Origin of the sequence: Bradyrhizobium sp. cf659, from assembly GCF_900113725.1 — a bacterium.
Lineage (GTDB): Bacteria > Pseudomonadota > Alphaproteobacteria > Rhizobiales > Xanthobacteraceae > Bradyrhizobium.
Map to the genome: position 1 here is coordinate 34,141 of NZ_FOQJ01000002.1, position 25,163 is coordinate 59,303.

Sequence of the window (25,163 nt, forward strand, 5' to 3'; positions counted from 1 at the left end):
CGACCGATGCCGACATTCCCGCAAGACAACCGCATCCTGGTGCTCGGCATCGGCAACATCCTGTGGGCCGACGAAGGCTTCGGCGTGCGCGCGGTGGAGGAGTTCCACCGCCGCTACGCCGTGCCTGACAACGTCACGATCCTCGATGGCGGCACGCAGGGGCTCTACCTCGTGAACTATCTGGAAGAGGCCGACCGCCTGATCGTGTTCGATGCCATCGACTATGGGCTCGAGCCAGGCCGGTTGAAGCTCGTGCGCGACGACGAGGTGCCGCGTTTCACCGGCGCCAAGAAGATGAGCCTGCACCAGACCGGCTTCCAGGAGGTGATCAGCGCCGCCGACCTGCTCGGCCGATGCCCGAAACATCTCGTGCTGATCGGCTGCCAGCCGCTCGATCTCGAAGACTGGGGCGGGCCGCTGACGCCGCCGGTGCGCGACCAGATCGCGCCCTCGATCGATCTCGCCTGCCAGGTTTTGGCCGAGTGGGGCGTCACGGTCAGCCGCCGCAGCGCGCCATTGGCGGAGTCCGAGCGGCTGCTCGCCAATGACATCGATCACGCCAATTACGAGATGCGGCCAGCCTGACAGGCGCGATCTCCGGAGAAAGCACGATGTGTCTCGGCCTGCCGATGACGATTGTCGAGACGGATGGCGTCTCGGCGTTGTGCGCGTTTCGCGGCGAACAGCGCCGCGTCTCCATGCTGCTGCTCTCCAACCCGCCGGTCGGCACCCACGTGCTGGTCTATATCGACACCGCGATCCGGCTTCTCGATGAGGAAGAGGCGCGCCTGATTGGCGCCGCGATCGACGGTCTTGGTGCTGCGCTCGACGGTGAGGATTGCGACCGCTTCTTCGCCGACCTGATCGACCGCGAGCCGCAACTGCCCGCGCACCTGCGGTCCGAATAGGCCAACGTCCAGGCAAGTGGGATGACCGCCTCCGCGGCCGGATCGGTGTGCAGGTGCCATGGGCTGCCTGGAAGGCATCTTTCTATCTGCAAAGATAGCTTTCACTGAAAATGGAAAGTATCTTGTCATCGGGGCGTGCGTCATCCGCGCCGCAATAAAATATCTGATGTAAGTCAATGAGATAAATCCGGAAAGTCGCTAGCACGTCCTGGCACATGCCTTGCTAACCCCTATCCCAGCAAATTCATAAGCTTGTCAGGGGAGGTCCGATGGAATTCCAGGTGGGGAAGCATGATCTGACGCGACACGGCCTACCTGAGGTCGATGTCACGACGGTCGATCGTTTTCTTGGCGCGGCTGATGAGGCCGGTACGGTCGCGGTGCTGCTGTCGGCTGGCGATCCCAACCGCTTTCCGGAGGCTATCGACGTTGCCGTGGTGCTGCCGGAGCTGATCGCCGCGTTCGGTGGCCGGCTGCGCGGTGCGGTCATCGCGCGCGGCGACGAGAGCGCGCTCGGACAGCGTTTTGGCGTGCGCGTGCAGCCGACGCTGATCTTCGTCGCCAAGGGCGAGACGCTGGGGTTGATCGCCAAGATCCAGGACTGGTCGGTCTATGTCGACCGCATCACCAAGCTGATCGATCGTCCGCGCGGGCAAAGCGCCGCGGTTGCCGTCACCATTGTCCCCCAGCATCGCGCACAGGGTGTCGAGCTATGAAAGTCGGATTCTGGGATGCGCCCGAAGGCGCCGAGCAACCGGTCAGCGTGTTTCCGATCGGCGAGGAGAGTCTCAATGCGTCGAAGGGCAGTCTGACGGCGGCCGGGGCGCTCGCAAAGCTTGCAACGCTCGACAGCGCGGAGCTCGCCAGGATCTGCCCGAATGCGGTCGCGCTGCTCTCGACGATCGCGGACGCCATAGCGGACCAAAAGGCGGATGCGCCGACGCAACTGTTCCGGCTCGCCAATCTCAACGATCTCGAGAGCAAGCTGGTGGCCGACGTGCTTGGCGAAGGCGAGGTTGGCGGCGTTGTCGCGCTGCCGGACGGATCGCTGGCGCAGATTCAGGAATCGGTGCTGGCCGGAATCTGGCGGGTGCGGCTCGAGACCGACGCTACCTCCGAATATCTCGAGATCGGGGCTATTCCGGAGATCGTCAAGCGCGCGGCCGCCGACCTGACATCCGCCGATTTCGAGATCGGACAGGTGCCGGAGGGCGCCATGAACGTGCTGCCGGTGCTCGCCGAAATCCGCGAGCGGGCGCTGGCCTGGCGGCCCGGGATCCGTTCGCAGATCATCAATTTCACGCTGTTGCCGATGAGTCCGGTCGATATGAGCTTCCTGCAGGATACGATCCGGAACGGACCGATCCAGCTCGTGTCGCGCGGTTATGGCACTTGCCGGGTGCTGTCCACCGGCATCCGGAATGTCTGGTCGGTGCAGTTCTTCAACGCCATGGACACCATCATTCTCGATACGCTCGAAGTCGGCGGTGTGCCGACCGTCGCACTTGCCGCGGATGAAGATTTCGAGGACTCCGCCGAGCGGCTGCAGGAAATCATCGAGGCCTATTTCAAATGAGCGCCTTCGAGAATTTTGGCGTGCGCCTGGACGTTGCCGACGTCACGCGACTGGAATGCGGCATCTGCTGGACCATCTATGATCCGGCCGATGGCGACGAGGTGGCCCAGATCGCGCCCGGCACCCCGTTCGCGGCGCTGCCGGAGGAATGGCACTGCCCGAACTGCGATGCCCCGAAATCCAAGTTCATGGCGATCGAATCATGACCGGGAGCGCACCAGTTCCTGCCGCCGACGCCGACGCAGCGGCGTGGGGCGAGCTTCTGGCCGGAAGCTATCGGGAGATCGGCGAGCGCGCGATGCGCGATCTGCCGATCTACAACGAGGCGCTCGGCGTCGAGGCGGTCGGCTTCCGCTCCTTCAACGACACGATCGTGGGTATCATGGTCACGCCGTGGTTCATGAACGTGGTGATGCCGGCGCGCGCGGCGGCGCAGGCCACGTCAACCCTGCGAATCCGTTTTCCCGCGGGCGATATCGAGTTCACCCTCAGCGAGGTCGGGCACATGGGCCGGATTGCAAGCTGCTCGCTGTTCTCACCGATGTTCCAGTTCGCCGACATGGCCGCCGCGCGGGCGACGGCCGAAGCTGCCCTCACCGAGCTGATGCTGCCGGCCGACAGCGAGGAGGCGGTCCGCCGCCGCGAACCGGCGACAAGCCCGATCGATCGGCGTAACTTCCTGCGGGGTGCCTTGACGGAGCGGCGCGGATGAGCCTCTCGTTCCGCAACGAGATCGACATTATGGTGCTGTTGCACGGTGCCACGATCGCCGACGTCGCGATCCAGCCGCGCAGCCGGCCGCCGCTGACGCGCCTGTTTGCGGGGAAGCCTGCGGAATCGTTGCTCTCCGTGCTGCCGCGGTTGTTCTCGCTCTGCTCGGTCGCGCACCAGGTTGCGTTTCTGTCGGCGGTCGAGGCCGCTCGGGGCGAGAAGCTATCCGCCGCGACCTCGCAACGCCGCGTCACAGCCGTGATCGCCGAGCGGCTGACGGAATTGTTGCGAAGCCTGTTCATCGGGCGGCTTGCGCTCGACGACGCGCGCGCAGCGGCCGTACGCACCATGATGCAGGCGAGCGTGGTTCTTTGCGGTGGCGTTGAAGAGGGCAGTCCGGTTTCTCCGCGGCGTGAGGCGGTGGTCCAGATCAAGTCCGCGCTGAACGACCTCGGAGTCACGGGTGAGGATCGGCTTCCTGCGCCCGGCAGCGCGCTGGCGGCGTATCTTGCCAGCCTCGATGGCGATGAATTGTCGATACCGGTGGCCGAACGGTCCTTCCTGTCTGCCGGAGATGATCTCGACATCGTCATGCGGCTATTGGCCGACGGTGCGCACTTTTCCGATGCGCCCGAGCTCCATGGCCGGGTCCCGGAGACCGGCGTCTGGGCCCGCAGCATCGGACGCGAGCCGGCCCTGCCGCCGGATGCGGGAGCCGCCGAGCGTCTCAAGGCGCGGATCGCCGAGGTGGCGCGGCTCTGTACCTGGCTCGAGGACGGCGGACAGGAGCTCGAAGATGACGTCGTCGCGAGCTATTCCCTTGGCCTCCGGAGGGGCGCGGCTGCGGTCGAATGCGCACGCGGCCGGCTCTACCACGCCGTCGAGCTCGACGGGGAGGGACGTATCCTCCGCTTCGAATTCCTCGCGCCGACTGAATGGAATTTCCACGCGCGCGGGCCGTTGGTCCGGAGCCTCGAAGGGGCGCGGATCGACGGCGGCCGGCAAGGACAGGACGCAGTCCGCGCGTTGGTCAATTCGTTCGACCCCTGTGTCGGTTTCAGCCTCGGCTTCCGCGAGGCCGGCCATGCATGAGATGGCATTGTGCGAGGGCATCATCGGGATCGTGGAGGATGAGGCACGCAAGCGCTCGTTCTCCAAGGTGAAGACGGTGTGCCTCGAGATCGGCGCGCTCAGCCATGTCGCCCCCGAAGCGATGCAGTTTTGCTTCGAGGCCGTTGCGGCCCGGACGATCGCACAAGGCGCGAAGCTCGAGATCATCGAGACGCCGGGAACGGCCTGGTGCATGGCCTGCGCGAAGAGTGTCGAGATCAAGCAGCGATACGAGCCGTGCCCGTCCTGCGGCGGCTATCAATTGCAGGTGACGGGGGGCGAGGAGATGCGCGTGAGGGAACTGGAGGTCGACTGATGTGTACGGTATGTGGCTGCAGCGACGGCAAGGCGTCCATCGAACATGCGCATGATCACCACGATCATGACGGGCATCACCACGATCACGACCATGCCGACAATGGGCATCATCACCACCATCACGGTGATGGGTATCAACACCACCATCATCACGGTGCGCATCATGATCATGGTCGCGGCGATGCAGGTCTGCTCGATCGCAGTGCCAATCCGGCCGGGCAGACGATCGCGGGCATGAGCAGCGAACGCATCATCCAGGTCGAACGTGACATCCTCGGCAAGAACGACAGGCTCGCCGCCGATAACCGCGCCCGCTTCCGCGCGGACGATGTACTCGTCTTCAACCTGGTTTCGAGCCCCGGTGCCGGCAAGACGTCGCTCCTGGTCCGCGCCGTTTCCGAACTGAAGGACAGTTTTGCGATCGGCGTGATCGAAGGCGACCAGCAGACCTCTAACGACGCCGAGCGCATTCGCGCGACCGGCGTGCCGGCGATCCAGGTCAACACCGGCAAGGGCTGCCACCTTGATGCTGCCATGGTCGGTGAGGCCTATGACCGGCTTCCCTGGCTGAACGGCGGGCTGCTCTTCATCGAGAATGTCGGCAACCTCGTTTGCCCGGCGGCGTTCGATCTTGGCGAAGCCTGCAAGATCGTGGTGTTCTCGACCACCGAGGGCGAGGACAAGCCGCTGAAATATCCCGACATGTTCGCCGCCTCGTCCCTGATGCTGATCAACAAGATCGATCTCGCCGCGGTGCTCGATTTCGATCTCGCCAGGACCATCGAATATGCGCGGCGGGTCAACCCGAAGATCGAGGTGCTGACGGTGTCGGCGCGCACCGGCGAGGGCTTTGCGGCGTTCTATGCCTGGATCCGCAGGCGGATGGAGGCGATGAAGCCGGCCGCGATGACGGCGGCGGAGTGACGATGGGCGGCGAGGCTACAGCACTGGACGGACGGCGGCTGCGCCTGCATGTGCGCGGCGCGGTGCAGGGTGTCGGCTTTCGTCCCTATGTCTACGGCCTCGCCACGCGCTATCGCCTCGGCGGTTTCGTCGCCAACGATTCCCACGGTGTCATCATCGAGGTGGAAGGGGAGCGTGCGTCGGACTTCGTCGCGGCGCTGCCGCTCGAAAAGCCGCCGCTCGCCCGCATCGACGAAATCTCGGTGCACCCGGTCGGCGCCATGGCGAGCGAGGAGTTTTGTATCCGCGCCAGCGAGCAGGGCAGGGTATCGACGCGTATCGTCGCCGATGCCGCGACCTGCCCGGAATGCCTGAGCGAGCTGTTCGATCCCGCCAGCCGTTTTTATCGCTACCCCTTCGTCAACTGCACCCATTGCGGTCCGCGCTACACCATTGCCGAGCGGCTGCCCTATGACCGCGCGGCCACGGCGATGAAGCGCTTTGCGATGTGCAAGGCCTGCGCGGGTGACTACGCCAACCCCGAGAGCCGCCGTTTCCATGCCGAGGCGATCGCCTGCCCGCAATGCGGCCCAAGGCTCAGCCACGGGGTTGAGGAGATCGCCGCCGCGATTGCGGCTGGCGCGATCGTTGCGATCAAGGGGCTCGGCGGCTATCAACTCATCTGCGATGCCCGTGACCAGGCGGTCGTCCGGCGGCTGCGGCAGCGCAAGGAGCGCGACCAAAAGCCCTTTGCCGTCATGGTCGGCTCGCGGGACGCAGTCGCCGACATCGCCGACGCCGATGCCGCGGAGCTTGCATTGCTCGAAACGTCGCCGCGGCCGATCGTGCTGATGAGGTCGCGCCATCGGCTCGCGCCCGCGATCGCGCCGGAGCTGTCGCGGATCGGCATCATGCTGCCGGTCGCGCCGCTCCATCACCTGATCTTCGATATGCTGAACGCGGTGCATCCGCGGCCCGGCGGAAGCTGGGCGGTCGTAGCCACCAGCGCCAATCCCGGCGGCGAACCGCTCGTGATCGACAATTGCGAGGCGGAGCTGCGGCTCGTCGGCATTGCCGACCTCATCGTCACCCATGACCGCGACATCGTCACCCGTGCCGACGATTCCGTGGCCGCGGTGGTCGCCGGCCGGACGCAGTTCATCCGCCGCGCCCGTGGTTACGTGCCCGAGCCGGTCCGCCTCGCGCGGCCGGTGCCGCCGATCCTTGCCGTCGGCGGCGCGTTGAAATCGACGGTGACGGTCACGCGCGGCAACGAAGCCTTCGTCTCCCAGCATATCGGCGACCTCGACACTGCGGAGGCGGTCCGTTTTTTCGAGGAAACCGTCGGCCATCTGCTCTCGACGCTGGATGTCGAGCCGGTCGTCGTCGCCCATGACCTGCACCCGAATATGGTCTCGACCCGCTTCGCCGAGGCAAGCGGACGGCGGCTGATCGCGGTCCAGCATCATCATGCCCATGCCGCTTCCGTCATGGCGGAGCATGGCGTCGCGGGGCCGGTGTTGGCGCTGGTGCTCGACGGTTTCGGCCATGGCAGCGAAGGCGGCAATTGGGGCGGCGAGCTCCTGCTGTGCGAGAGCGCGCGGTTCCGGCGGCTCGGCCATCTGGCGCCGATGAAGTTGCCGGGTGGCGATCGTGCCGCGCGCGAGCCGTGGCGCATGGCGGCAAGCGTGCTGCATGGCCTGTGCCGCGGCGATGCGATCGCGCCCCGTTTTGCGATGCAGCCGCAGGCCGCACGTCTCGGCACCATGCTCGACCAGCCTGGCGTGCCAGTGACGACCAGTGCCGGCCGGCTGTTCGACGCGGCCGCGGGGCTGCTTGGCCTTTGTCAGGTGCAGAGCTATGAGGGCGAAGCCGCGATGAAGCTGGAGGCGCGTGTTCGTACGCCACGCATCGCGAAGGGCGGCTGGACGATCGAGGACGGCGTGCTCTCTCTGTTTCCGTTGTTCGAGCGCCTTGCGGCCGAGGGGATTGATCCCGTTGACGGGGCCGAGCTGTTCCATGGCACGCTTGCCGCTGCCTGCATCGACTGGATCGCGAGAGCGGCACGCGAGACCGGCATCACGACCGTTGCCTTGAGCGGCGGCTGCTTCCTCAACGCGGTCCTGTCGGACGGCATCGGGCGCGGCTGCGTTGCCGCCGGCCTCACGGCGCTGCTGCCGCGGCAAATGCCGCCCAATGACGGCGGTCTCAGCCTCGGGCAGGCCTGGATCGCCGCACTCCAACTCCTCGAACCGCAAGGCCAGGAAGGAACCGCCTGATGTGTCTCGCGATACCTGCTGAGGTCACAAAGCTCCTGCCCGACGAGATGGCGATCGTCTCCATCGACGGCGTGAGCAAGGAAATTTCGGTCGCCTTGATCGAAGATCTCGCCGTCGGCGACTACGTGATCATCCATGTCGGCTACGCCCTGACCAAGATCGATCCGGAGGAGGCGAAGCGGACGCTCGAATTATTGCGCGAGCTCAGCGCCGAGGGACAGGGAGCCGCGTCATGAAATACGCCGACGAGTTTCGGGACAAGGAGATCGCGCTCGGGCTCGCGAGGGCGATTCGCGCGGAAGCCGATCCGGGAAAGCCCTATCGCTTCATGGAATTCTGCGGCGGCCATACGCACGCGATCTCACGTTATGGCCTGGAGGACATGCTACCGAAGAACGTACGGATGATTCACGGTCCCGGCTGTCCGGTCTGCGTGCTGCCGGCCGGGCGCATCGACATGGCGATCCGGCTCGCCGAGCGGCCGGACATCATCCTGTGCGTCTATGGCGATCTGATGCGCGTTCCGGGTTCGCAGGGCGCATCGCTGCTGAAGGCGAAGGCCCGTGGTGCCGACATCCGCATGGTCTATTCCACGATCGACGCGATCCGGATCGCCGAGGACAATCCCGGACGCGAGGTCGTGTTCTTTGCAATCGGCTTCGAGACGACGACGCCGCCGACTGCGGTCATGATCCGATTGGCCGGGAAGAAGCGGCTCGAAAACTTCAGCGTATTCTGCAACCACGTGCTGACGCCGCCGGCCATGCAGAACATCCTGGAGAGCCCCGACATCCGCAACATCGGCCGCGTCGAGATCGACGGTTTTGTCGGACCCGCCCACGTCTCGACCATCATCGGCACCGCACCTTACGAGTTCTTCGCCGAGGAGTTCGGCAAGCCCGTGGTGATCGCGGGCTTCGAGCCGCTCGACATGATGCAGGCGATCCTGATGCTGGTGCGGCAGGTCAACGAGCACAGGCATGAGGTCGAGAACCAGTACAGCCGCGCCGTGAACCGCGACGGCAATCTGCGCGCCAAGGAGGAGGTTTCCGACATTTTCGAGCTGCGCGATCAGTTCGAATGGCGCGGGCTCGGGCAGGTGCCCTATAGCGGGCTGAAGCTGAAGCGCGCTTACGCCAAATACGACGCGGAGGTCCGCTTCGACATGAACGAGCTGTGCGTCGACGACAATCCTGCGTGCGAATGCGGTGCCATCCTGCGCGGAGTGAAGAAGCCGGTCGACTGCAAGCTGTTCGGCACCGTCTGCACGCCGGAGACGCCTATGGGATCCTGCATGGTCTCCTCCGAAGGGGCCTGCGCCGCGCACTGGACCTACGGCCGCTTCCGGGACCACCAGCAGAGGCGGGCGTCATGAAGACCTACCAGCGCAAGCTCGATATCAGGAACGGCTGCGTGGACCTGTCTCACGGCTCTGGTGGCCGTGCCATGGCGCAGTTGATCTTGGGCCTGTTCCACGAGGCCTTCGGCAACGAATGGCTGGCACGCGGCAACGACCAGTCGGCCTTCGACGTCGGTGCCGGGCGCATGGTGATGACGACCGACGGCTATGTGGTCTCGCCGCTGTTCTTTCCCGGCGGCAATATCGGCTCGCTGGCGGTGCACGGCACCGTCAACGACATCGCCATGGCCGGTGCAAAGCCGCTCTATCTCTCGGCGAGCTTCATCATCGAGGAGGGCTTTCGCTTCGCCGATCTCAAGATGATCGCGGAGTCCATGGGGGAAGCCGCGCGCACGGCCGGTGTCCACATCATCACGGGCGACACCAAGGTGGTCGAACGCGGCAAGGCCGACGGGCTGTTCATTTCGACTGCGGGCGTCGGCGTCGTGCCCGACGGGCTCGACCTGTCGGCCGAGAAAGCCCGCGTCGGCGATCGTGTCCTGATCTCGGGCACGCTCGGCGATCACGGCGTGGCCATCATGTCGAGGCGGCAGAATCTCGCCTTCGAGACCGAAATCGTCTCGGATTCGGCGGCGCTCAACGATCTCGTCGCGAAGATGGTCGAAGCCGGTGGCCGCGGTATCCGCCTGATGCGCGATCCCACCCGCGGCGGGCTCGCGGCTGCGCTGAATGAGATCGCTCAGCAGTCCAACCTCGGCTTCCATCTCCTTGAGGAGGCGATCCCGGTGAAGCCGGGCGTGGCTGCGGCCTGCGAGCTGCTTGGACTTGATCCGCTCCACGTCGCCAACGAGGGCAAGCTGGTGGCGGTCGTCGCGCCGGAGGCCGCCGCGGCGGTGCTGGCCGCGATGCGGGCGCATCCGCTGGGCCGCGAGGCCGCCGACATCGGCGAGGCGGTTGCCGACGACCATCATTTCGTGCAGATGGCGACGAGCTTTGGCGGCGGACGAATCGTCGACTGGCTGTCGGGCGAACAGCTGCCAAGAATCTGTTGAGGCTTCGAGATGCGCATCCTGCTCCTGTCGCATTCGTTCAACAGCCTGACGCAGCGGCTGCATGTCGAGTTGCGCGAGCGGGGCCACGACGTCTCGGTCGAGCTCGACATCCATGCCGACGTCACCCGTGAGAGCGTGGCGCTGCATAGGCCGGATCTGGTGATCGCGCCGTTCCTGAAGCGGGCGATCCCTGACGACGTCTGGCGGAGCGTGCGCTGCCTGGTCGTCCATCCCGGTCCGCCCGGCGACCGCGGTCCGTCCGCGCTCGACTGGGGAATTCTCGAAGGTGCAGGCGAATGGGGCGTCACGGTATTGCAGGCGGATGGCGAGTTCGATGCCGGTCCGGTCTGGGCGTTCCGTACCTTCCCGATGCGGCGCGCGGCCAAGTCCAGCATCTATCGCAACGAGGTGACGTCATGCGCGGTCGAGGCGGTGCTCGAAGCCATCGAGGCGATCGAAGCCGGACGGGCTGCCCCGCAGCCGATGCGTGCGGGCGATCCGCGCATTCGGGTGCGGGGACCTTGCCGTCAGGCGGACCGGACGATCGACTGGCAGCACGACACGACCGCGACCGTCCTGCGCAAGATCAACAGCGCCGATGGCATGCCGGGCCTCGCCGATAGCCTGTTCTTCCAGGAGGTCAGGCTGTTCGATGCGCATGAAGCGCACGATATCTCCGGCGTGCCCGGCACCGTCATCGCGCAATGCGAGGGCGCGCTGGCGCGCGCCACGGTCGATGGCGCGGTCTGGATCGGCCATGTCAGGCGACTTGCGCCGAAGAGCCTGAAGCTGTCGGCGGCAAAGGTCTTCGCGGCAGAGGCCGCGCACCTGCCGCACCGGCCCGGTTGCGGCTACGCTCCGATACGATATCGCGAGCATGGCGAGGTCGGCGAGCTCGCGTTCTCCTTCTACAACGGCGCCATGAGCACCGGCGACTGCGAAGCCTTGCTCGGCGCCTATCGCGCCGCGCTGGCACGCCCGACCAGGGTGTTGCTGCTGACCGGCGGCCCCGACTATTGGTCGAACGGCATCCATCTTGCCGAGATCGAAGCCGCCGAAAGCGCCGCGGACGAGTCCTGGCGCAACATCAATGCGATCGACGATCTCGCCCGCGCGATCATCGAAACCACCGACCGCCTGGTCATCTCGGTCATTCGCGGCAATGCCGGTGCCGGCGGCGTGTTCCTGAGCCTCGCCGCCGACGAGGTCTGGGCGAGCGACCAGATCGTCCTCAATCCGCATTACAAGGACATGGGCAACCTCTACGGCTCGGAATACTGGACCTATCTGTTGCCGCGCCGTGCGGGCGCAGCGAACGCAACCCGGATCACGCAATGCCGGCTCCCGATGGGGGTGGCGGAAGCGCGGCGTCTCGGGATCGTCGATCGCGTGCTGTCAGGCGTGGAACTCACGGACGAGAGCCTCGTGAAGCGCGGCGCCGCCATGGCGTCGAACGCCGATCTTGCCGCGCGCCTCGCCGACAAGCAGAAACGGCGAGCCGCCGATGAGGTCGAGAAGCCCTTGCAGGCCTACCGCGACGAGGAGCTGCGGCGGATGAAGCTGAATTTCTATGGCTTCGATCCGAGCTACCATGTCGCGCGCTACAACTTCATCCGCAAGGTGCCCAAGTCGCGCACGCCGTTGACCATCGCGAGCCACCGGTCGACGCGCTTGCCCGGGCGGCCTGCTGGTATGGCGGTGTCATCGTGAGCATTCAGGGGACCATTCTCGTCGTCGACGACGAAGTGCGCTCGCAGGAAGCGCTGCGACGCGTGCTCAGGGAAGATTTCGAGGTGCTCTGCGTCGGCAACGCGACCGACGCGGAGAAGCTGCTCGAGGGGGAGATCGTTCACGCGATCCTCTGTGACCAGCGAATGCCGCACGAATCCGGCGTGAGCTTCCTGAAACGCGTGCGCGAGCTCTGGCCGGATCCGGTACGGATGATCATTTCGGGCTATTCTGAGTCCGAGGACATCATCGCAGGGCTGAACGAGGCCGGCATCTATCAATATATCACGAAGCCCTGGCAGCCGGAGCAGCTGATCGAGACCGTCAAGGAGGCGGTTCAGCTCTATCGGCTGCAGAAGGAGACGGAAACCGCCGGCGTTGATGTCAAGGCGACGTCGGGTCACATCAAGAAGGTCGTCTCGGTCAAGCGCGGCGTGGCCAAGCAGCTCTACGACTTCGACCGCATCGTGCATTCGACGGAGAGCCCGATGCACAGTGTGATCGAACTCGGCAGGCGTGCCGCCGACTACGATATTTCCGTTCTGATCACTGGTGAGTCCGGCACCGGCAAGGAGCTGCTGGCACGCGCCATCCACTATGGCTCGGCCCGGGCCAACAAGGCGTTCGTGGTCGAGAACTGTGGCGCGTTGCCGGACGAGCTGCTGGAAAGCGAGCTGTTTGGTTGCAAGAAGGGCGCGTTCACCGGCGCCTATCAGGATCGCATCGGCCTGTTCGAGGTCGCGGATGGGGGCACGATTTTCCTCGACGAGATCGGCGAGACCTCGCCGGCGTTCCAGGTCAAGCTCCTGCGCGTGCTGCAGGAGAGCGAGATCCGGCCGCTCGGCGCGCAGCGCGTGCGCAAGGTCGACGTGCGCGTGGTGGCGGCGACCAACCGCGATCTGGAGGCCGAGGTCGAGGCCGGGCGCTTCCGGCGCGATCTGTATTATCGCCTCGCCGCCTTCCCGGTGCACATGCCGGCGCTGCGTGAGCGTCCGATGGACATTCCGCTGATTGCGGAGGGTGTGCTGTCGGCGGTCAAGAGCTCCTTCAACAGGCCGAATCTGCGCTTTGCGCGTTCGGTCCTGGATGAATTCACCAAATATCACTGGCCGGGCAACGTGCGCGAGCTCCAGAACGAGATCCAGCGCATGGCGGTCCTTGCCGACCAGGACGAGCTGCGCGCCCCGCCGCTGCTGGGGCGCCGCAACGGAAGGCGATCCGCGCCGGTCCCGACCCACGGCAAGCTGAACGGATCGGCCTCCCTGAAAGATAAAGTGGAGGATCTCGAGAAGTCGGTTATCATGAATTATCTTGAGCGATACGACGGAAATATCAGCCGTGTCGCCAGCGAGCTGGGCCTGTCACGGGTGGGGCTCAGGAACAAGCTGTCCAGGTACGACTTGAGAAAAAATGCCAAAGGCGACGCATTCTCCTGAAGCGAGCGAGGTGGATTCGCTTCTCAAGCTGGTCACCAGCCGTGGCGCGATCGAGTTCGATCACGAGCGCGAAGGCGCCTGGATCGAAGTCATCCGCAAGATGGACGAGGTCTATTCCGACCTGTTGCGCTATGAGGTCGATCTCGAGCACAAGAATGCGGAGCTCGAGGAGGCGCAGGCCTTCGTCACCAACGTCATCGAGTCCGTTTCCGACATCCTTATCGTCTGCGACGCGAAAGGGTCGGTTCAGCAGGTCAATTCCGCGTTCCAGCGCACGCTCGGCCGTATCAATGACGAGATCGTCGGCAAGAAAATGGCCGATATCATCGACGCCGCAGACAACGCCAAGCTGATGTCGCTTCTCAAGCCGCGTGGAACGTCCGATGTGGTGGATGGCGAGCTGCGTTTTTCGACCGATGGAGGCAGCTCGGACCTGTTTGCGATCAACAGCTCGCCACGGCACGACCATCGCGGACGTTTCATCGGCGTTGTCCTGACCGGACGGCCGATCGGCGAGCTTCGGCGTGCGTATGAGGCTCTGCACAAGGCCCATCACGAACTTCAACGCGCGCAGCGGCAGCTGGTCGAGCAGGAGAAAATGGCGAGTCTGGGCCGCCTCGTCGCAGGCGTTGCACACGAGCTGAACAACCCAATCAGTTTCGTCTACGGCAACATCCATACCTTGACGCGCTACCGCACGGCGATCGTGGCATATATCGATGCGATTCACGGACACACCGGGGACGACGACCTCGCTGCACTAAGGAAGAAGCTGCGTATCGACGACATCCTGGATGACTTCGGCCCGTTGATCGAAGGCACCATGGAAGGTGCCGTTCGCATCAGCGAGATCGTGAAGAACCTGCGCCGCCTCTCCTTCAGCAGGCTCGGCGAGGTCGAGCGTGTCAACATCGAGCGGCTGATCAACACGGCTGTGCTGTGGGCCGTCCGTACCAAGAACGTGCGCGTGGACGTGCAGATTGAGGTCGACCCCGGGCTGTGGATCTCCGGCAACGAGGGACAGTTGCATCAGGTGATCGTCAACCTCGTCGAGAATGCCATCGACGCGATGCGGAGCACCGCCTCGCCGCGGCTGGTCGTCTCAGCCGCGCGCAGGGGCAACGAGGTCCTGGTCAGGATCTCCGACAACGGCCCGGGCATACACAAGGACCACATCAGCCATATCTTCGAGCCGTTCTTCACCACCAAGCAGGTCGGCGAAGGGACCGGGCTTGGCCTGTGGATCAGCTATGGGATCGTGCGCGAACATGGCGGCGAGTTGTCCGCGGTCAACGAGCCGAACGGGGGCGCCACGTTCTTCTTCCTGTTGCCGGCGGTCTAGCTGCCGGCCGCGAGGCGCGCTTTGCCCATGGCGGGATTTTTTTCCGCGGATCGCTATGATTGCGGCATCGTCTCCGCCGTGTTCGAATATTGCAGGTCGCAAGGCAGTTGCTCCTCGAGAATCCGTCTCACGGAATGGGAGCACAGCCCGCACCGTACACTGCATCCGAGGCAATTATAGACCTGCGCAGCCGAGCAAAGCTCCTCGTTCGCTGATACGACCACACCTCTGATGTCATGATCGCTGATGATGTTGCAGGAGCAGACGATCATGCTGGATTCCGTTGCGGGATGCGACGCGCAGTGTGGAGCCTGATCGCGGCGGTCGTGGCGGTGGCGATGGCGCGGCCGCGGTCGTCCGTGCCGGTCCATTGGGCGTGGCGTCCGCGCGGATCGACCTCCAGCAGCTTGACGCCGGCCGGAACTTCGCTGCCGTCGCGGGCGATGCCACGCAGGATTCCGTCGCGAGGCGCGAGCAGAGGAACACCGGAGAGATGGCCGAGCACCAGGTCCTTGTAGACGCGGGTGCCGATCTCGACCGGCGTGTGCCAGCGGCCCGCGAACTGCGAATAGACGAAACGTTCGGCGCCGGCCTCGCCGAGCGAACTCGCAACGCCGTCGGCCGCGTCGGTCCAGCGCCGGTCGGCGACGAGCCCGATCTTGCCGGGACGGGTCTCCACAGCGACATCGCAATTGAAGTCCGACGAGAAGCCGGGGCCCAATCCGATGCTCAATCGCGCCAGTCGCCGCAAATCGGGTGTGACACGGTGCTTCTGGAGGCGCGCGTCGATCAAGAGGTCGATCTGGCGAACCGGAAGCAGGTCGAGCAAGCCGAGCCAGGTGACGAACACCCGAGCCGGTGTGCGCAAGGCCTGATAGACCTGCATGCCGTCGTCCACACGCTCGGCAGCCACGTCTTCGACCTGAGCGGTTTCGGTGAAGAGCGCGTCATGAAATGCCATCTTGCGCCGGATCACCGGCGGATCCGGATCGTGCGACAGCACCACGCAATATCCAGCGCGCACGAGCTGGATGCCGATCGCAGAGGCGATCTCGTTGGTGCCGAGGATAACGGCAAAGGGTCGTTGGTCGTTCGGCTGGGGCATTTGAAACCACGTTTGCGGAGAAAGTGCAGCGAGGCGCGATCAAGCTTGAAACGGGAAGAGCAAGAGCCGGGCCATTTGGAACGATTGAAAAACAGCTCTCAACTGCCGACCGGCATTCAGGAACAAGGTGCGCGCAGTGACGGCGGCATTTGGTTCGAAAGCACACGCGCCCGTGTTGTAAACCGTCCAACGTGTCGCGAAGCCGACATCCAGCCGCGAAAACCGCAGCGATTGGTCGACAGGGCGTGGCCCAAATCCTGCAAAGTTGCTCCCATCGTCATTGTCTGGCGTCTGGTCAGGACGCAGTGAGGAGCTTGCGTGACGCTCGATCTACTGGGCCGCGATGGTGCGCCGGCGGGCGCGTCAGTGCCTGATGTCGCGCTGTGCCCGTTCCACGCCGACAAGTCGCGGGCGCAACACGGCGAGCGGAAGACGCTCGTGCTGACCGGTGCGTCCAGGGGCATCGGCCATGCGACGGGAAAGCTGTTTGCCGAAGCAGGTTGGCGGATCATTACCTGTTCCCGGCAACCATTCGATGGTGGCCGATGTCCCTGGGATTCGGGGGCAGACAACCATGTGCAGGTCGAATTGGGCGATCATCGCGCATTGCCGCGCGCAGTCGCCGAGATCAAGGAGCGGCTCAACGGCGGGCCGCTGCATGCACTGATCAACAATGCCGGCATTTCGCCCAAGGCCGCCGACGGTACGCGGCTGAATTCTCTGACGACGCCGGTCGAAACCTGGATGAGCGTGTTTCACGTCAACCTGCTCGCGCCGATCCTGTTCGCGCAGGGCCTGGTCGACGAGCTGAAACGGGCTGCAGGCTCGATCGTCAACGTCACCTCGATCGTCGGTTCCCGGGTGCATCCGTTTGCCGGCACCGCCTACGCGACGTCGAAGGCGGCGCTTACGTGCCTGACCCGCGAGATGGCGCACGACTACGCGCCGTTCGGAATTCGCGTCAACGCGATTGCCCCCGGCGAGATCAAGACGGACATTCTGTCGCCGGAAACCGAGGCGCAGTTGGCACCGATTATACCGTTGCATCGCGTGGGAACGCCGGACGAGGTCGCGAAGGTGATCTTCTTCCTGTGCTCGGAGGCGGCCAGCTACGTCACGGGCGCGGAAGTGCCGATCAACGGAGGACAGCACGTCTGATCATGCACATGGGACCAGCCGCCAAAGAAATTTTGTCGATTTGCGCTGGATCAATGCGGAGATCTCATTCTTGAGCATGTCGCGTATCCCAATGGTAAATTTCGTGAATCGGATGACAAAGCGTGCAGGTACGACGGAATCTTTTTGCAGCGATGCCGACAAGTTGAGCGCGACTCCTGACACGACATGAACGAGAATACGACAAATTCCAAAGAACTCGCCGGGGAGGATGTAACGGGCAACGGAGATTCCGTCATGCTGAATGCTGCTCCCTTGGTTGAACGGCACAGTGCCGGACAGACGGCGCCGATCGTGCCGCTGAATGAGATCGCGCTGACCGGTATCTTCGAGATTTCCAAGATATTGACGGCACCAACGCGACTGGAGACGACGCTCGCCAATGTCGTGAATCTCCTGCAATCGTTCCTCCAGATGCGTCATGGCGTCGTGGCGCTGCTCTCCGATGACGGAGTTCCCGATCTAGCGGTTGGTGCCGGCTGGAGCGAAGGCAGTGACGAGCGCTATCGTGGGCGATTGCCGCAAAAGGCCGTCGACCAGATCGTTGCGACGGCGATGCCGCTGGTCGCGGAGAACATCGCGACCCATCCCGCCTTCAGCCCGGCGGACGTCGAGACCCTCGGGGCCTCGGAGACGACGCGCGTGTCGTTCATCGGCGTGCCGATCCGCAGCGATGCCAAGGTGGTCGGCACGCTGACGATCGACCGGGTCTGGGACGAGCGGCCGCTGTACCGGCTCGATTCCGACGTGCGTCTGCTGACCATGATCGCCAATCTGGTCGGCCAGACGGTGAAGCTGCACCGCGTCGTCGCGCAGGACCGCGAACGGCTGATGCATGAGAGCTATCGCCTTCAGAAGGAGCTGTCCGAGCTCAAGCCGGCGCGCGACCGCCGCAGGGTTCACGTCGAAGGCATCATCGGCGACAGTCAGGCACTGCGGGGGCTGCTGGAGAAAATCGCGGTCGTGGCGAAGTCGAACTCGACGGTCTTGCTGCGGGGCGAATCCGGTACCGGCAAGGAGTTGATCGCGAAGGCCATTCACGAGCTCTCGCCACGGGCCAAGCGTCCGTTCATCAAGATCAATTGCGCGGCTCTGCCGGAATCGGTGCTGGAGTCCGAGCTGTTCGGCCACGAGAAGGGCGCCTTCACGGGTGCGCTCAATGCGCGGAAGGGAAGGTTCGAGCTCGCCGACAAGGGCACCTTGTTCCTGGATGAGATCGGCGAGATCTCGGCCTCCTTCCAGGCCAAGCTTCTGCGGGTGCTCCAGGAGCAGGAGTTCGAGCGGGTGGGCGGCAACCAGACCATCAAGGTCGACGTTCGTGTCATCGCGGCGACCAACCGCAACCTGGAAGAAGCCGTCGCCCGCAACGAATTCCGCGCCGATCTCTATTATCGCATCAGCGTGGTGCCGATGATGCTGCCGCCGCTGCGCGAGCGGCGCAGCGACATTCCGCTACTGGCCAACGAATTCCTGAAGAACTTCAACACCGAAAACGGTCGTACGCTGAGCTTCGATCGGCACGCGATCGACGTCTTGATGAGCTGCGGTTTCCCCGGCAACGTGCGGGAGCTCGAGAACTGCGTGCAGCGCACGGCGACGCTGGCGCCCGGACCGGAAATCGTCAGGAACGATTTCGCGTGCTGTCATAGCCAGTGCCTGTCCGCCATGTTGTGGAAGGGTGGATCCGAGAACGCGCCGCAGCGCTCGTTGCCGATCGTGCCGCTCTCTGTCCTTCCAGCCGCTGCTCGGCGCGAGACGGCCGTGAGTGCACCGCAGCCAGCCGTCGAGCCGGGCGCGTCCGCGTCGAGCTCCGCCAACGCCTCTCTCGATGGAAGCGTGACCGACCGCGATAGCGTCATTGCCGCCATGGAGAAGTCCGGTTGGGTCCAGGCCAAGGCTGCGCGCCTGCTCGGCCTGACGCCGCGGCAGATCGGCTACGCGCTGAAGAAGCACGGCATCGAGGTCAAGCGGCTCTGACGGTGACTGTCGCAGATGCGACATGCTGTCGGGGCCACGACAACCGGATCCACAAAAATAGTCGTTGAATTTCCGACTGTTGACGGTTGGCACGACGCTTGAAAGGGAGATGTCCGACGGCATCGTCTGCTCAGGGAGTCGGAACACATGTCCTACAAGATTGTCGCCTCGCAATGCACGGTCTGCGGCGCGTGTGAGTTCGAGTGCCCGAACGCCGCGATCAGCCTCAAGCGCGACATGTACGTGATCGATCCGAAGAAGTGCACCGAGTGTGAGGGCCATTTCGATACGGCACAATGCGCGGTCGTCTGTCCGGTGCCCGACACCTGCATTCCCGCTTGAGGGCACCTCGATGGCGCAGTCGGGACTGGTGGGTTGGAAATCTCCCTTGCGGACGGAGCGATAGATGGCGGCGGTTCAGGAAACCATCGAACGGGTCCGCGATATCGACGTCGATCAGTATCGTTATGGGTTTGAGACCCTGATCGAGTCCGACAAGGCCCCCAAGGGGCTGTCGGAAGAGACCGTCAAGTTCATCTCCGAGAAGAAGAACGAACCCGCCTGGATGCTCCAGTGGCGGCTCGAGGCCTATCGGCGCTGGCTGACCATGACCGAGCCGACCTGGGCCCGCGTCGACTATCCCAAGATCGACTTCCAGGACCTCTATTACTATTCGGCGCCGAAGCCGAAGAAGACGGTCACCTCGCTCGACGAGATCGATCCGGAAATCCTCAAGACCTACGAGAAGCTCGGCATTCCCTTGCGGGAAGTCGCCATGCTCGAAGGCGTCGAGCCCAAGGTGGGCGAGGAAGACCCGGCCCGCCGCAAGATCGCGGTCGACGCGGTGTTCGACTCGGTCTCCGTCGCCACCACCTTCAAGGCGGAGCTGAAGAAGGCCGGCGTGATCTTCATGCCGATCTCGGAGGCGATCCGCGAGCATCCCGAGCTGGTGCAGAAGTATCTCGGCTCGGTGGTCCCGACCTCGGACAATTTCTACGCGACGCTGAACTCGGCGGTGTTCTCCGACGGCTCGTTCGTCTACGTGCCGCCGGGCGTGCGCTGCCCGATGGAGCTGTCGACCTATTTCCGCATCAACGAGCGCAACACCGGCCAGTTCGAGCGCACGCTGATCATCGCCGACAAGGGCTCCTACGTCTCCTATCTCGAAGGCTGCACCGCGCCGCAGCGCGACGAGAACCAGCTGCACGCCGCCGTGGTCGAGCTCGTCGCGCATGACGACGCCGAGATCAAATATTCGACGGTGCAGAACTGGTACCCGGGCAACTCGGAAGGCAAGGGCGGCATCTACAATTTCGTCACCAAGCGTGGCGACTGCCGCGGCAACCGCTCCAAGATCTCCTGGACCCAGGTCGAGACCGGCTCCGCCATCACCTGGAAGTATCCGAGCTGCATCCTGCGCGGCGATAACTCGAGCGGCGAATTCTATTCGATCGCGATCTCGAACGGCTTCCAGCAGGTCGATTCGGGCACCAAGATGATCCACCTCGGCAAGAACACGTCGAGCCGGATCATCTCCAAGGGCATCGCGGCCGGCAAGTCGCAGAACACCTATCGCGGGCTCGTGACCGCGCATCGCAAGGCGACCGGCGCGCGCAACTTCACCGCCTGCGACTCCCTGCTGATCGGCGACAAATGCGGCGCGCACACCGTGCCGTACATCGAAGCCAAGAACTCCTCGGCGACGTTCGAGCACGAGGCGACGACCTCGAAGATCTCCGAGGACGTGCTGTTCTACTGCATCCAGCGCGGTCTTTCGCAGGAAGAGGCTGTCGGCCTCGTCGTCAACGGCTTCGTCAAGGACGTGCTCCAGCAGCTCCCGATGGAGTTCGCGGTGGAAGCGCAGAAGCTGATCTCGATCTCGCTTGAAGGGAGTGTCGGATGACCATCTTTGAACCCAACAGGCAAGGAGAAGTGCGATGACGGTGCTCCTGGACATTCGCGGGCTCAAGGCCGAGATCGACGGCCGCCGGATTTTGAACGGGCTCGACCTCACCGTGAACAAGGGCGAGATCCACGCCGTCATGGGCCCGAACGGCGCCGGCAAGTCGACGCTCTCCTACGTGCTGTCGGGCAAGCCGGGCTACGAGATCACCGCTGGCGAGGTGTGGTTCAACGGCGAAGACCTGCTCGCCATGGAGCCCGATGAGCGGGCCGCCAAGGGCCTGTTCCTGGCCTTTCAATACCCCCTCGAAATCCCCGGCGTTGCCACGCTGACGTTCCTGCGGACGGCGCTGAATGCCCAGCGCAAGAAGCGCGGCGAGGAGGAGCTGTCTTCGCCCGATGTGCTGAAGCGGGTGCGCGAGCTTGCCAAGCAGCTCAGTATCGACCCTGACATGCTGAAGCGGCCGCTCAATGTCGGTTTCTCCGGCGGCGAGAAGAAGCGCAACGAGACGCTTCAGATGGCGCTCCTGGAGCCGAAACTCTGTGTACTGGACGAGACCGATTCCGGCCTCGACATCGACGCGTTGCGCATCGTCGCCGACGGCGTCAATCGTCTGCGTGCGGCCGACCGCGGCATGATCGTGATTACCCACTATCAGCGGCTGCTCGACTATATCGTGCCTGATGTCGTGCACGTGCTGTCCGCCGGGCGCATCGTCAAGACCGGCGGCAAGGAACTAGCGCTCGAGCTGGAGGCCACGGGCTACGCGCAGTATCAGAGCGAGGCGGCGTGATCCCATGAATGCCGAGATCCGTCCCGTGAAGACCTCCGCCGAGATCGGGCTGGCCGATCTGTTCGCGGCTGCATGCCACAGCCTGCCCGGCGGCGGCGAGGTTGAGGCTCTCCGGCGTGACGCCTTCGACCGCTTCGTGGCGCAGGGACTGCCGCACTCCCGCGTCGAGGCCTGGAAGTACACCGATCTCCGGCGTCTGGTTCGTGATGCCAAGCCGCTGGCGCCGCGGCCCGATGCGGTTGCCAAGGCCACCGCGGGAAAGGCCGGGGCGGTCTTCGCGGGCCTCGACTTTCGACGGCTCTTGATCGTCGATGGGGTTTTCGTCCCGGAGTTGTCGGATCTTGCCGATCTTGAGCCCGGCGTCAGCGTCCGGGCAACCGCCAAGGCGTTCGACGCGGGCCAGATGCCAGTTTCGCTCGACGCCGGCACCGCTGGGGACGACGCGGCCACATCGCTCAATATCGCGTTCGCCGCCGATGGCGTGATCATCGCGGTCGATCCCGATGTCGTCGTGGCGCGGCCGATTCATCTGGCCTTCGTCGCCACGGCCGGCACGCCTTCCGCGATGTTCACGCGGTCGTCGCTGGAACTCGGCACAGGCGCTGCCGTCACGCTGGTCGAGACGCATGAGGGGCCGGATCAATCCGACTACCTGGTCAACGCCGCGCTCCGAATGATCGTGGGAGATCGTGCCCGGCTCGACCATATCAAGGTCACCTCCGAAGGATCGGCCGCGATGCATATTGCGACGCTGCTGGCCGAGATCGGCGCGGATGCGACTTACCGCGAATTCGGCTTCACGATCGGCGGCGCCGTGGTGCGCAACCAGCTCTTCCTGAAGCTTGCGGGCGAGGGGACCATTGCCAATGTGCACCAGGCAAGCCTTCTGGCCGGCCGCCAGCATGCGGATACCACGCTCACCGTCGATCATGCCGCCGCGGGCTCGCAGAGCCGGGAAGTCTTCAAGGCCGTGGTCGACGACGAAGCCCGTGCGGTGTTCCAGGGCAGGATCACAGTGCAGCCGGGCGCGCAGCAGACCGACGCCAGGATGATGGCGCGCGCGCTGCTCCTGTCCGACGAAGCCGTCGCCAACTGCAAGCCGGAGCTCGAGATCTTCGCCGATGACGTGCAGTGCGGGCATGGCACGACCACAGGCGCGCTGGATGATCAACTGAAGTTCTACCTGATGGCCCGCGGCATTCCGGAAAAGGAAGCCGAGGCGTTGCTGATCCAGGCCTTCGTCGGCGAGGTGATCGATGCCATCGCGCGCGATGATCTCCGCGACGCGCTGTCGCAGTCGATGCTCGCCTGGCTCAAGGGGCGGGAATGATGCCATGCATCCAGCGGTAAGCAATGGAAGTTACGACGTCGACCGCGTTCGCCGGGATTTCCCGATCCTGTCGATGCAGGTGCACGGCAAGCCGCTGGTCTATCTGGACAATGCGGCCTCGGCGCAAAAGCCGAAGGCTGTGCTCGACCGGCTGACGGAGGCCTATACCAGCGAATACGCCAACGTGCATCGCGGTCTGCATTATCTCGCCAATGCCGCCACGGAGGCCTACGAGGGTGCGCGCGACAAGGTCGCGAAGTTTCTCAATGCGGAGCGGCGTGAGGAGATCGTCTTCACCCGAGGGGCCACGGAGGCGATCAATCTCGTGGCCCAGACCTTCGGCCGTGAAAGGATCGCCGAGGGTGACGAGATCGTGCTCTCGATCATGGAGCACCACGCCAACATCGTGCCCTGGCACTTCCTGCGCGAACGGCAGGGCGCCGTGATCAGATGGGCGCCGGTCGACGATGATGGCAATTTCCTGATCGATGAGTTCGAGAAGCTGCTGAACGAGCGGACCAGGCTTGTCGCAATCACCCAGATGTCGAACGTGCTGGGCAGCGTCGTCCCCGTCAAGGAGGTCGTTCGCCTGGCGCATGCGCGCGGGATCCCTGTCCTGGTCGACGGGTCGCAAGCCGCCGTCCACATGGATGTCGACGTCCGCGACATCGGCTGTGACTTCTACGTCATCACCGGGCACAAGCTGTATGGGCCGACCGGTATCGGCGCACTCTATGGAAAGTACGGGCATCTGGCCGCCATGCCCCCGTTCAACGGCGGCGGCGAGATGATCCGGGAGGTCTCACGCGATACCGTCACCTACGGCGAGCCGCCGCACCGCTTCGAAGCTGGAACCCCGCCGATCGTGCAGGCTATTGGCCTCGGGGCCGCCATCGACTATGTCGAATCGATCGGCCGGGCGCGGATCCGCAGGCACGAGAGCAGCCTTCTCGCCTATGCCCAGGAACGGCTGCGCGGGATCAATTCGCTGCGGATCATCGGGACAGCCACCGACAAGGGCGCGCTCGTATCGTTCGAGATGAAGAACGCCCACGCCCATGACTTTGCAACCGTGATCGACCGCTCCGGTGTCGCAGTGCGCGCCGGAACCCATTGCGCAATGCCGCTGCTCGACCGCTTCGGCGTGACCGCAACCTGCCGCGCCTCGTTCGCGCTCTACAACACCATGGAAGAGGTCGACGCACTGGCCGAGGCTTTGACCAGGGCCCAGGAGCTGTTCTCATGAGTGAGCACACCACTGCCAAGCCGCTTCCCGTCAAACTGCGGCCCGTTGCCCGCATCGTCTACGATGCCCATCGACGCCGGGAGGTGCGGAACATGGAGCGCCGCTTCACCGGCAAGTTTTCGGCCGGCGAGCCGGTCCGCGCCGCCGCCCTCATCAGGAACGACGGTACGTATCCGCATAAGGACATTGGCGAGCCGCTCGTCTATCCCGGCGATACCGGCGTCGTGCGGGAGAGCTGGCGCTTTCTCGGCGAGCTCTACTACACCGTCGAGTTCGCGGCCCGGTCGGTGTTCGTCATCATGCGGGAAGGCGAGATGGTGCGGATGGGAACCGCGTTCGACGTCGCCTGACGTTCCGCGGCAATCAGATGGCGTCCGCCAGCGCGGCCGTCGCATCCGCACGCATCCGCGCCACCATCGACCGAAAACCGTTCGAGCGTTGCGGCGTCAGGTGCTGGCCGAGGCCGAGCCGCTCGAACAAGGCGAGGGGGCTTTCCTCCGCGATCTCCGAGGCCGTCCGTCCCGACAACAGGGCGATCAGGATCGCGACTAGGCCGCGGACGATATGGGCATCGCTGTCGCCGGCAAAGGTGAGGAGCGGCCGCCCGTCTCGGTGCTCGATGGTGGTCGCAAGCCAGACCTGGCTGACGCAGCCCTGCACCTTGTTGGCGTCGGTGCGCTGCGCCTCGGGAAACGGCGTCAGCTTGCGGCCGAGTTCGATCACGTAGCGATAGCGATCGTCCCACTCTTCGAGGAGGGAGAAGTTCTCGATGATGCCGTCGATTGGCGTTGGCTGGGATCTCGTTTCGAACTGCATGAGCGCCTCGATGCGTTGGTGAGACGCATCAAGCAAGCTCCGTACCGCAGTGCAGATCGATGCCTCCGTGCAGGAAAATGCATGTCCGGCGCCG

26 protein-coding genes are annotated in these 25,163 nt (G+C 64.5%); 24 read left to right on the top strand and 2 right to left on the bottom strand.

Features of this window, described 5'->3' with window-relative positions:
- The first annotated feature begins 6 nt into the window (after positions 1 to 6).
- The 16 genes from BM118_RS09135 to BM118_RS09210 all read left to right on the top strand — a co-directional run bounded on the left by BM118_RS09135 (position 7) and on the right by BM118_RS09210 (position 14,723).
- A complete protein-coding gene (locus tag BM118_RS09135; RefSeq protein ID WP_092184447.1) occupies positions 7 to 585 on the top strand; it encodes a HyaD/HybD family hydrogenase maturation endopeptidase in 579 nt (192 codons plus the stop codon).
- Positions 586 to 611: 26 nt separating this feature from the next.
- The gene (locus BM118_RS09140) at positions 612 to 908 is read left to right on the top strand and encodes a HypC/HybG/HupF family hydrogenase formation chaperone (RefSeq protein ID WP_011089676.1); all 297 of its coding nucleotides are present in this window, start codon (positions 612 to 614) and stop codon (positions 906 to 908) included.
- Positions 909 to 1,177: 269 nt separating this feature from the next.
- Entirely contained in the window at positions 1,178 to 1,624 is a 447-nt protein-coding gene (locus BM118_RS09145; protein ID WP_092184449.1) for a thioredoxin domain-containing protein, read from the top strand.
- Positions 1,621 to 2,484: a hydrogenase expression/formation protein gene (locus tag BM118_RS09150; protein ID WP_092184451.1), complete on the top strand. Its 864-nt coding sequence runs from the start codon at positions 1,621 to 1,623 to the stop codon at positions 2,482 to 2,484. Before BM118_RS09145 ends, BM118_RS09150 begins: the two co-directional genes overlap by 4 nt.
- Positions 2,481 to 2,690, top strand: a complete 210-nt coding sequence (locus tag BM118_RS09155; RefSeq protein ID WP_092184453.1) for a rubredoxin — start codon at positions 2,481 to 2,483, stop codon at positions 2,688 to 2,690. The genes BM118_RS09150 and BM118_RS09155 overlap by 4 nt, the downstream gene beginning before the upstream one ends.
- Entirely contained in the window at positions 2,687 to 3,196 is a 510-nt protein-coding gene (gene hybE, locus BM118_RS09160; RefSeq protein ID WP_092184455.1) for a [NiFe]-hydrogenase assembly chaperone HybE, read from the top strand. The genes BM118_RS09155 and hybE overlap by 4 nt, the downstream gene beginning before the upstream one ends.
- Positions 3,193 to 4,287: a nickel-dependent hydrogenase large subunit gene (locus tag BM118_RS09165; protein ID WP_092184457.1), complete on the top strand. Its 1,095-nt coding sequence runs from the start codon at positions 3,193 to 3,195 to the stop codon at positions 4,285 to 4,287. Before hybE ends, BM118_RS09165 begins: the two co-directional genes overlap by 4 nt.
- Positions 4,280 to 4,621, top strand: coding sequence for a hydrogenase maturation nickel metallochaperone HypA (hypA, locus tag BM118_RS09170; RefSeq protein ID WP_092184459.1), 342 nt, complete (start codon positions 4,280 to 4,282; stop codon positions 4,619 to 4,621). Before BM118_RS09165 ends, hypA begins: the two co-directional genes overlap by 8 nt.
- Positions 4,621 to 5,547 (top strand): hydrogenase nickel incorporation protein HypB, encoded by a 927-nt coding sequence (gene hypB, locus BM118_RS09175; RefSeq protein WP_092184461.1) that lies wholly within the window; start codon positions 4,621 to 4,623, stop codon positions 5,545 to 5,547. The genes hypA and hypB overlap by 1 nt, the downstream gene beginning before the upstream one ends.
- Positions 5,548 to 5,549: 2 nt before the next feature.
- Positions 5,550 to 7,805: a carbamoyltransferase HypF gene (gene hypF / locus BM118_RS09180; RefSeq protein ID WP_177234155.1), complete on the top strand. Its 2,256-nt coding sequence runs from the start codon at positions 5,550 to 5,552 to the stop codon at positions 7,803 to 7,805.
- Positions 7,805 to 8,041: a HypC/HybG/HupF family hydrogenase formation chaperone gene (locus tag BM118_RS09185; protein WP_092184465.1), complete on the top strand. Its 237-nt coding sequence runs from the start codon at positions 7,805 to 7,807 to the stop codon at positions 8,039 to 8,041. The genes hypF and BM118_RS09185 overlap by 1 nt, the downstream gene beginning before the upstream one ends.
- Complete coding sequence (hypD, locus tag BM118_RS09190) at positions 8,038 to 9,180, top strand: hydrogenase formation protein HypD (RefSeq protein ID WP_092184467.1); 1,143 nt, start codon at positions 8,038 to 8,040, stop codon at positions 9,178 to 9,180. Before BM118_RS09185 ends, hypD begins: the two co-directional genes overlap by 4 nt.
- Complete coding sequence (gene hypE / locus BM118_RS09195) at positions 9,177 to 10,217, top strand: hydrogenase expression/formation protein HypE (RefSeq protein ID WP_092184469.1); 1,041 nt, start codon at positions 9,177 to 9,179, stop codon at positions 10,215 to 10,217. The genes hypD and hypE overlap by 4 nt, the downstream gene beginning before the upstream one ends.
- Before the next feature lie 9 nt (positions 10,218 to 10,226).
- Positions 10,227 to 11,927 (top strand): hydrogenase maturation protein, encoded by a 1,701-nt coding sequence (locus BM118_RS09200; protein ID WP_092184471.1) that lies wholly within the window; start codon positions 10,227 to 10,229, stop codon positions 11,925 to 11,927.
- The gene (locus BM118_RS09205) at positions 11,924 to 13,381 is read left to right on the top strand and encodes a sigma-54-dependent transcriptional regulator (protein WP_092184473.1); all 1,458 of its coding nucleotides are present in this window, start codon (positions 11,924 to 11,926) and stop codon (positions 13,379 to 13,381) included. Before BM118_RS09200 ends, BM118_RS09205 begins: the two co-directional genes overlap by 4 nt.
- Positions 13,356 to 14,723, top strand: coding sequence for a PAS domain-containing sensor histidine kinase (locus BM118_RS09210; protein ID WP_092184475.1), 1,368 nt, complete (start codon positions 13,356 to 13,358; stop codon positions 14,721 to 14,723). The genes BM118_RS09205 and BM118_RS09210 overlap by 26 nt, the downstream gene beginning before the upstream one ends.
- A gap of 268 nt (positions 14,724 to 14,991) precedes the next feature.
- Here the strand turns inward: BM118_RS09210 and BM118_RS09215 are convergent, their stop codons facing one another.
- Positions 14,992 to 15,828 carry a xanthine dehydrogenase gene (locus BM118_RS09215; RefSeq protein WP_092184477.1) on the bottom strand — a complete coding sequence of 279 codons (837 nt, stop codon included), beginning with the start codon at positions 15,826 to 15,828 and terminating at the stop codon, positions 14,992 to 14,994.
- Between the two features lie 318 nt (positions 15,829 to 16,146).
- Here BM118_RS09215 and BM118_RS09220 point away from each other — a divergent pair, with 318 nt between their 5' ends.
- The 8 genes from BM118_RS09220 (at position 16,147) to BM118_RS09255 (ending at position 24,603) form a co-directional block, all read left to right on the top strand.
- On the top strand, positions 16,147 to 16,986 hold the full coding sequence (locus BM118_RS09220; RefSeq protein WP_092184479.1) for an SDR family NAD(P)-dependent oxidoreductase: 840 nt from the start codon (positions 16,147 to 16,149) through the stop codon (positions 16,984 to 16,986).
- A gap of 255 nt (positions 16,987 to 17,241) precedes the next feature.
- Positions 17,242 to 18,981: a nif-specific transcriptional activator NifA gene (gene nifA, locus BM118_RS09225; protein WP_092184481.1), complete on the top strand. Its 1,740-nt coding sequence runs from the start codon at positions 17,242 to 17,244 to the stop codon at positions 18,979 to 18,981.
- 147 nt (positions 18,982 to 19,128) lie between these two features.
- Positions 19,129 to 19,323 (top strand): 4Fe-4S binding protein, encoded by a 195-nt coding sequence (locus tag BM118_RS09230; RefSeq protein ID WP_092184483.1) that lies wholly within the window; start codon positions 19,129 to 19,131, stop codon positions 19,321 to 19,323.
- Between the two features lie 64 nt (positions 19,324 to 19,387).
- On the top strand, positions 19,388 to 20,884 hold the full coding sequence (gene sufB, locus BM118_RS09235; RefSeq protein WP_092184485.1) for a Fe-S cluster assembly protein SufB: 1,497 nt from the start codon (positions 19,388 to 19,390) through the stop codon (positions 20,882 to 20,884).
- 34 nt (positions 20,885 to 20,918) lie between these two features.
- Positions 20,919 to 21,677 (top strand): Fe-S cluster assembly ATPase SufC, encoded by a 759-nt coding sequence (gene sufC, locus BM118_RS09240; protein WP_092184487.1) that lies wholly within the window; start codon positions 20,919 to 20,921, stop codon positions 21,675 to 21,677.
- Positions 21,678 to 21,681: 4 nt separating this feature from the next.
- Positions 21,682 to 23,007 carry a Fe-S cluster assembly protein SufD gene (gene sufD / locus BM118_RS09245; RefSeq protein ID WP_092184489.1) on the top strand — a complete coding sequence of 442 codons (1,326 nt, stop codon included), beginning with the start codon at positions 21,682 to 21,684 and terminating at the stop codon, positions 23,005 to 23,007.
- A gap of 4 nt (positions 23,008 to 23,011) precedes the next feature.
- Positions 23,012 to 24,253 (top strand): cysteine desulfurase, encoded by a 1,242-nt coding sequence (locus BM118_RS09250; protein ID WP_092184491.1) that lies wholly within the window; start codon positions 23,012 to 23,014, stop codon positions 24,251 to 24,253.
- Positions 24,250 to 24,603, top strand: coding sequence for a nitrogen fixation protein NifZ (locus BM118_RS09255; protein ID WP_092184493.1), 354 nt, complete (start codon positions 24,250 to 24,252; stop codon positions 24,601 to 24,603). Before BM118_RS09250 ends, BM118_RS09255 begins: the two co-directional genes overlap by 4 nt.
- A 13-nt stretch (positions 24,604 to 24,616) precedes the next feature.
- Here the strand turns inward: BM118_RS09255 and BM118_RS09260 are convergent, their stop codons facing one another.
- Positions 24,617 to 25,069: a SufE family protein gene (locus tag BM118_RS09260; protein WP_092184495.1), complete on the bottom strand. Its 453-nt coding sequence runs from the start codon at positions 25,067 to 25,069 to the stop codon at positions 24,617 to 24,619.
- Between the last annotated feature and the right edge of the window lie 94 nt (positions 25,070 to 25,163).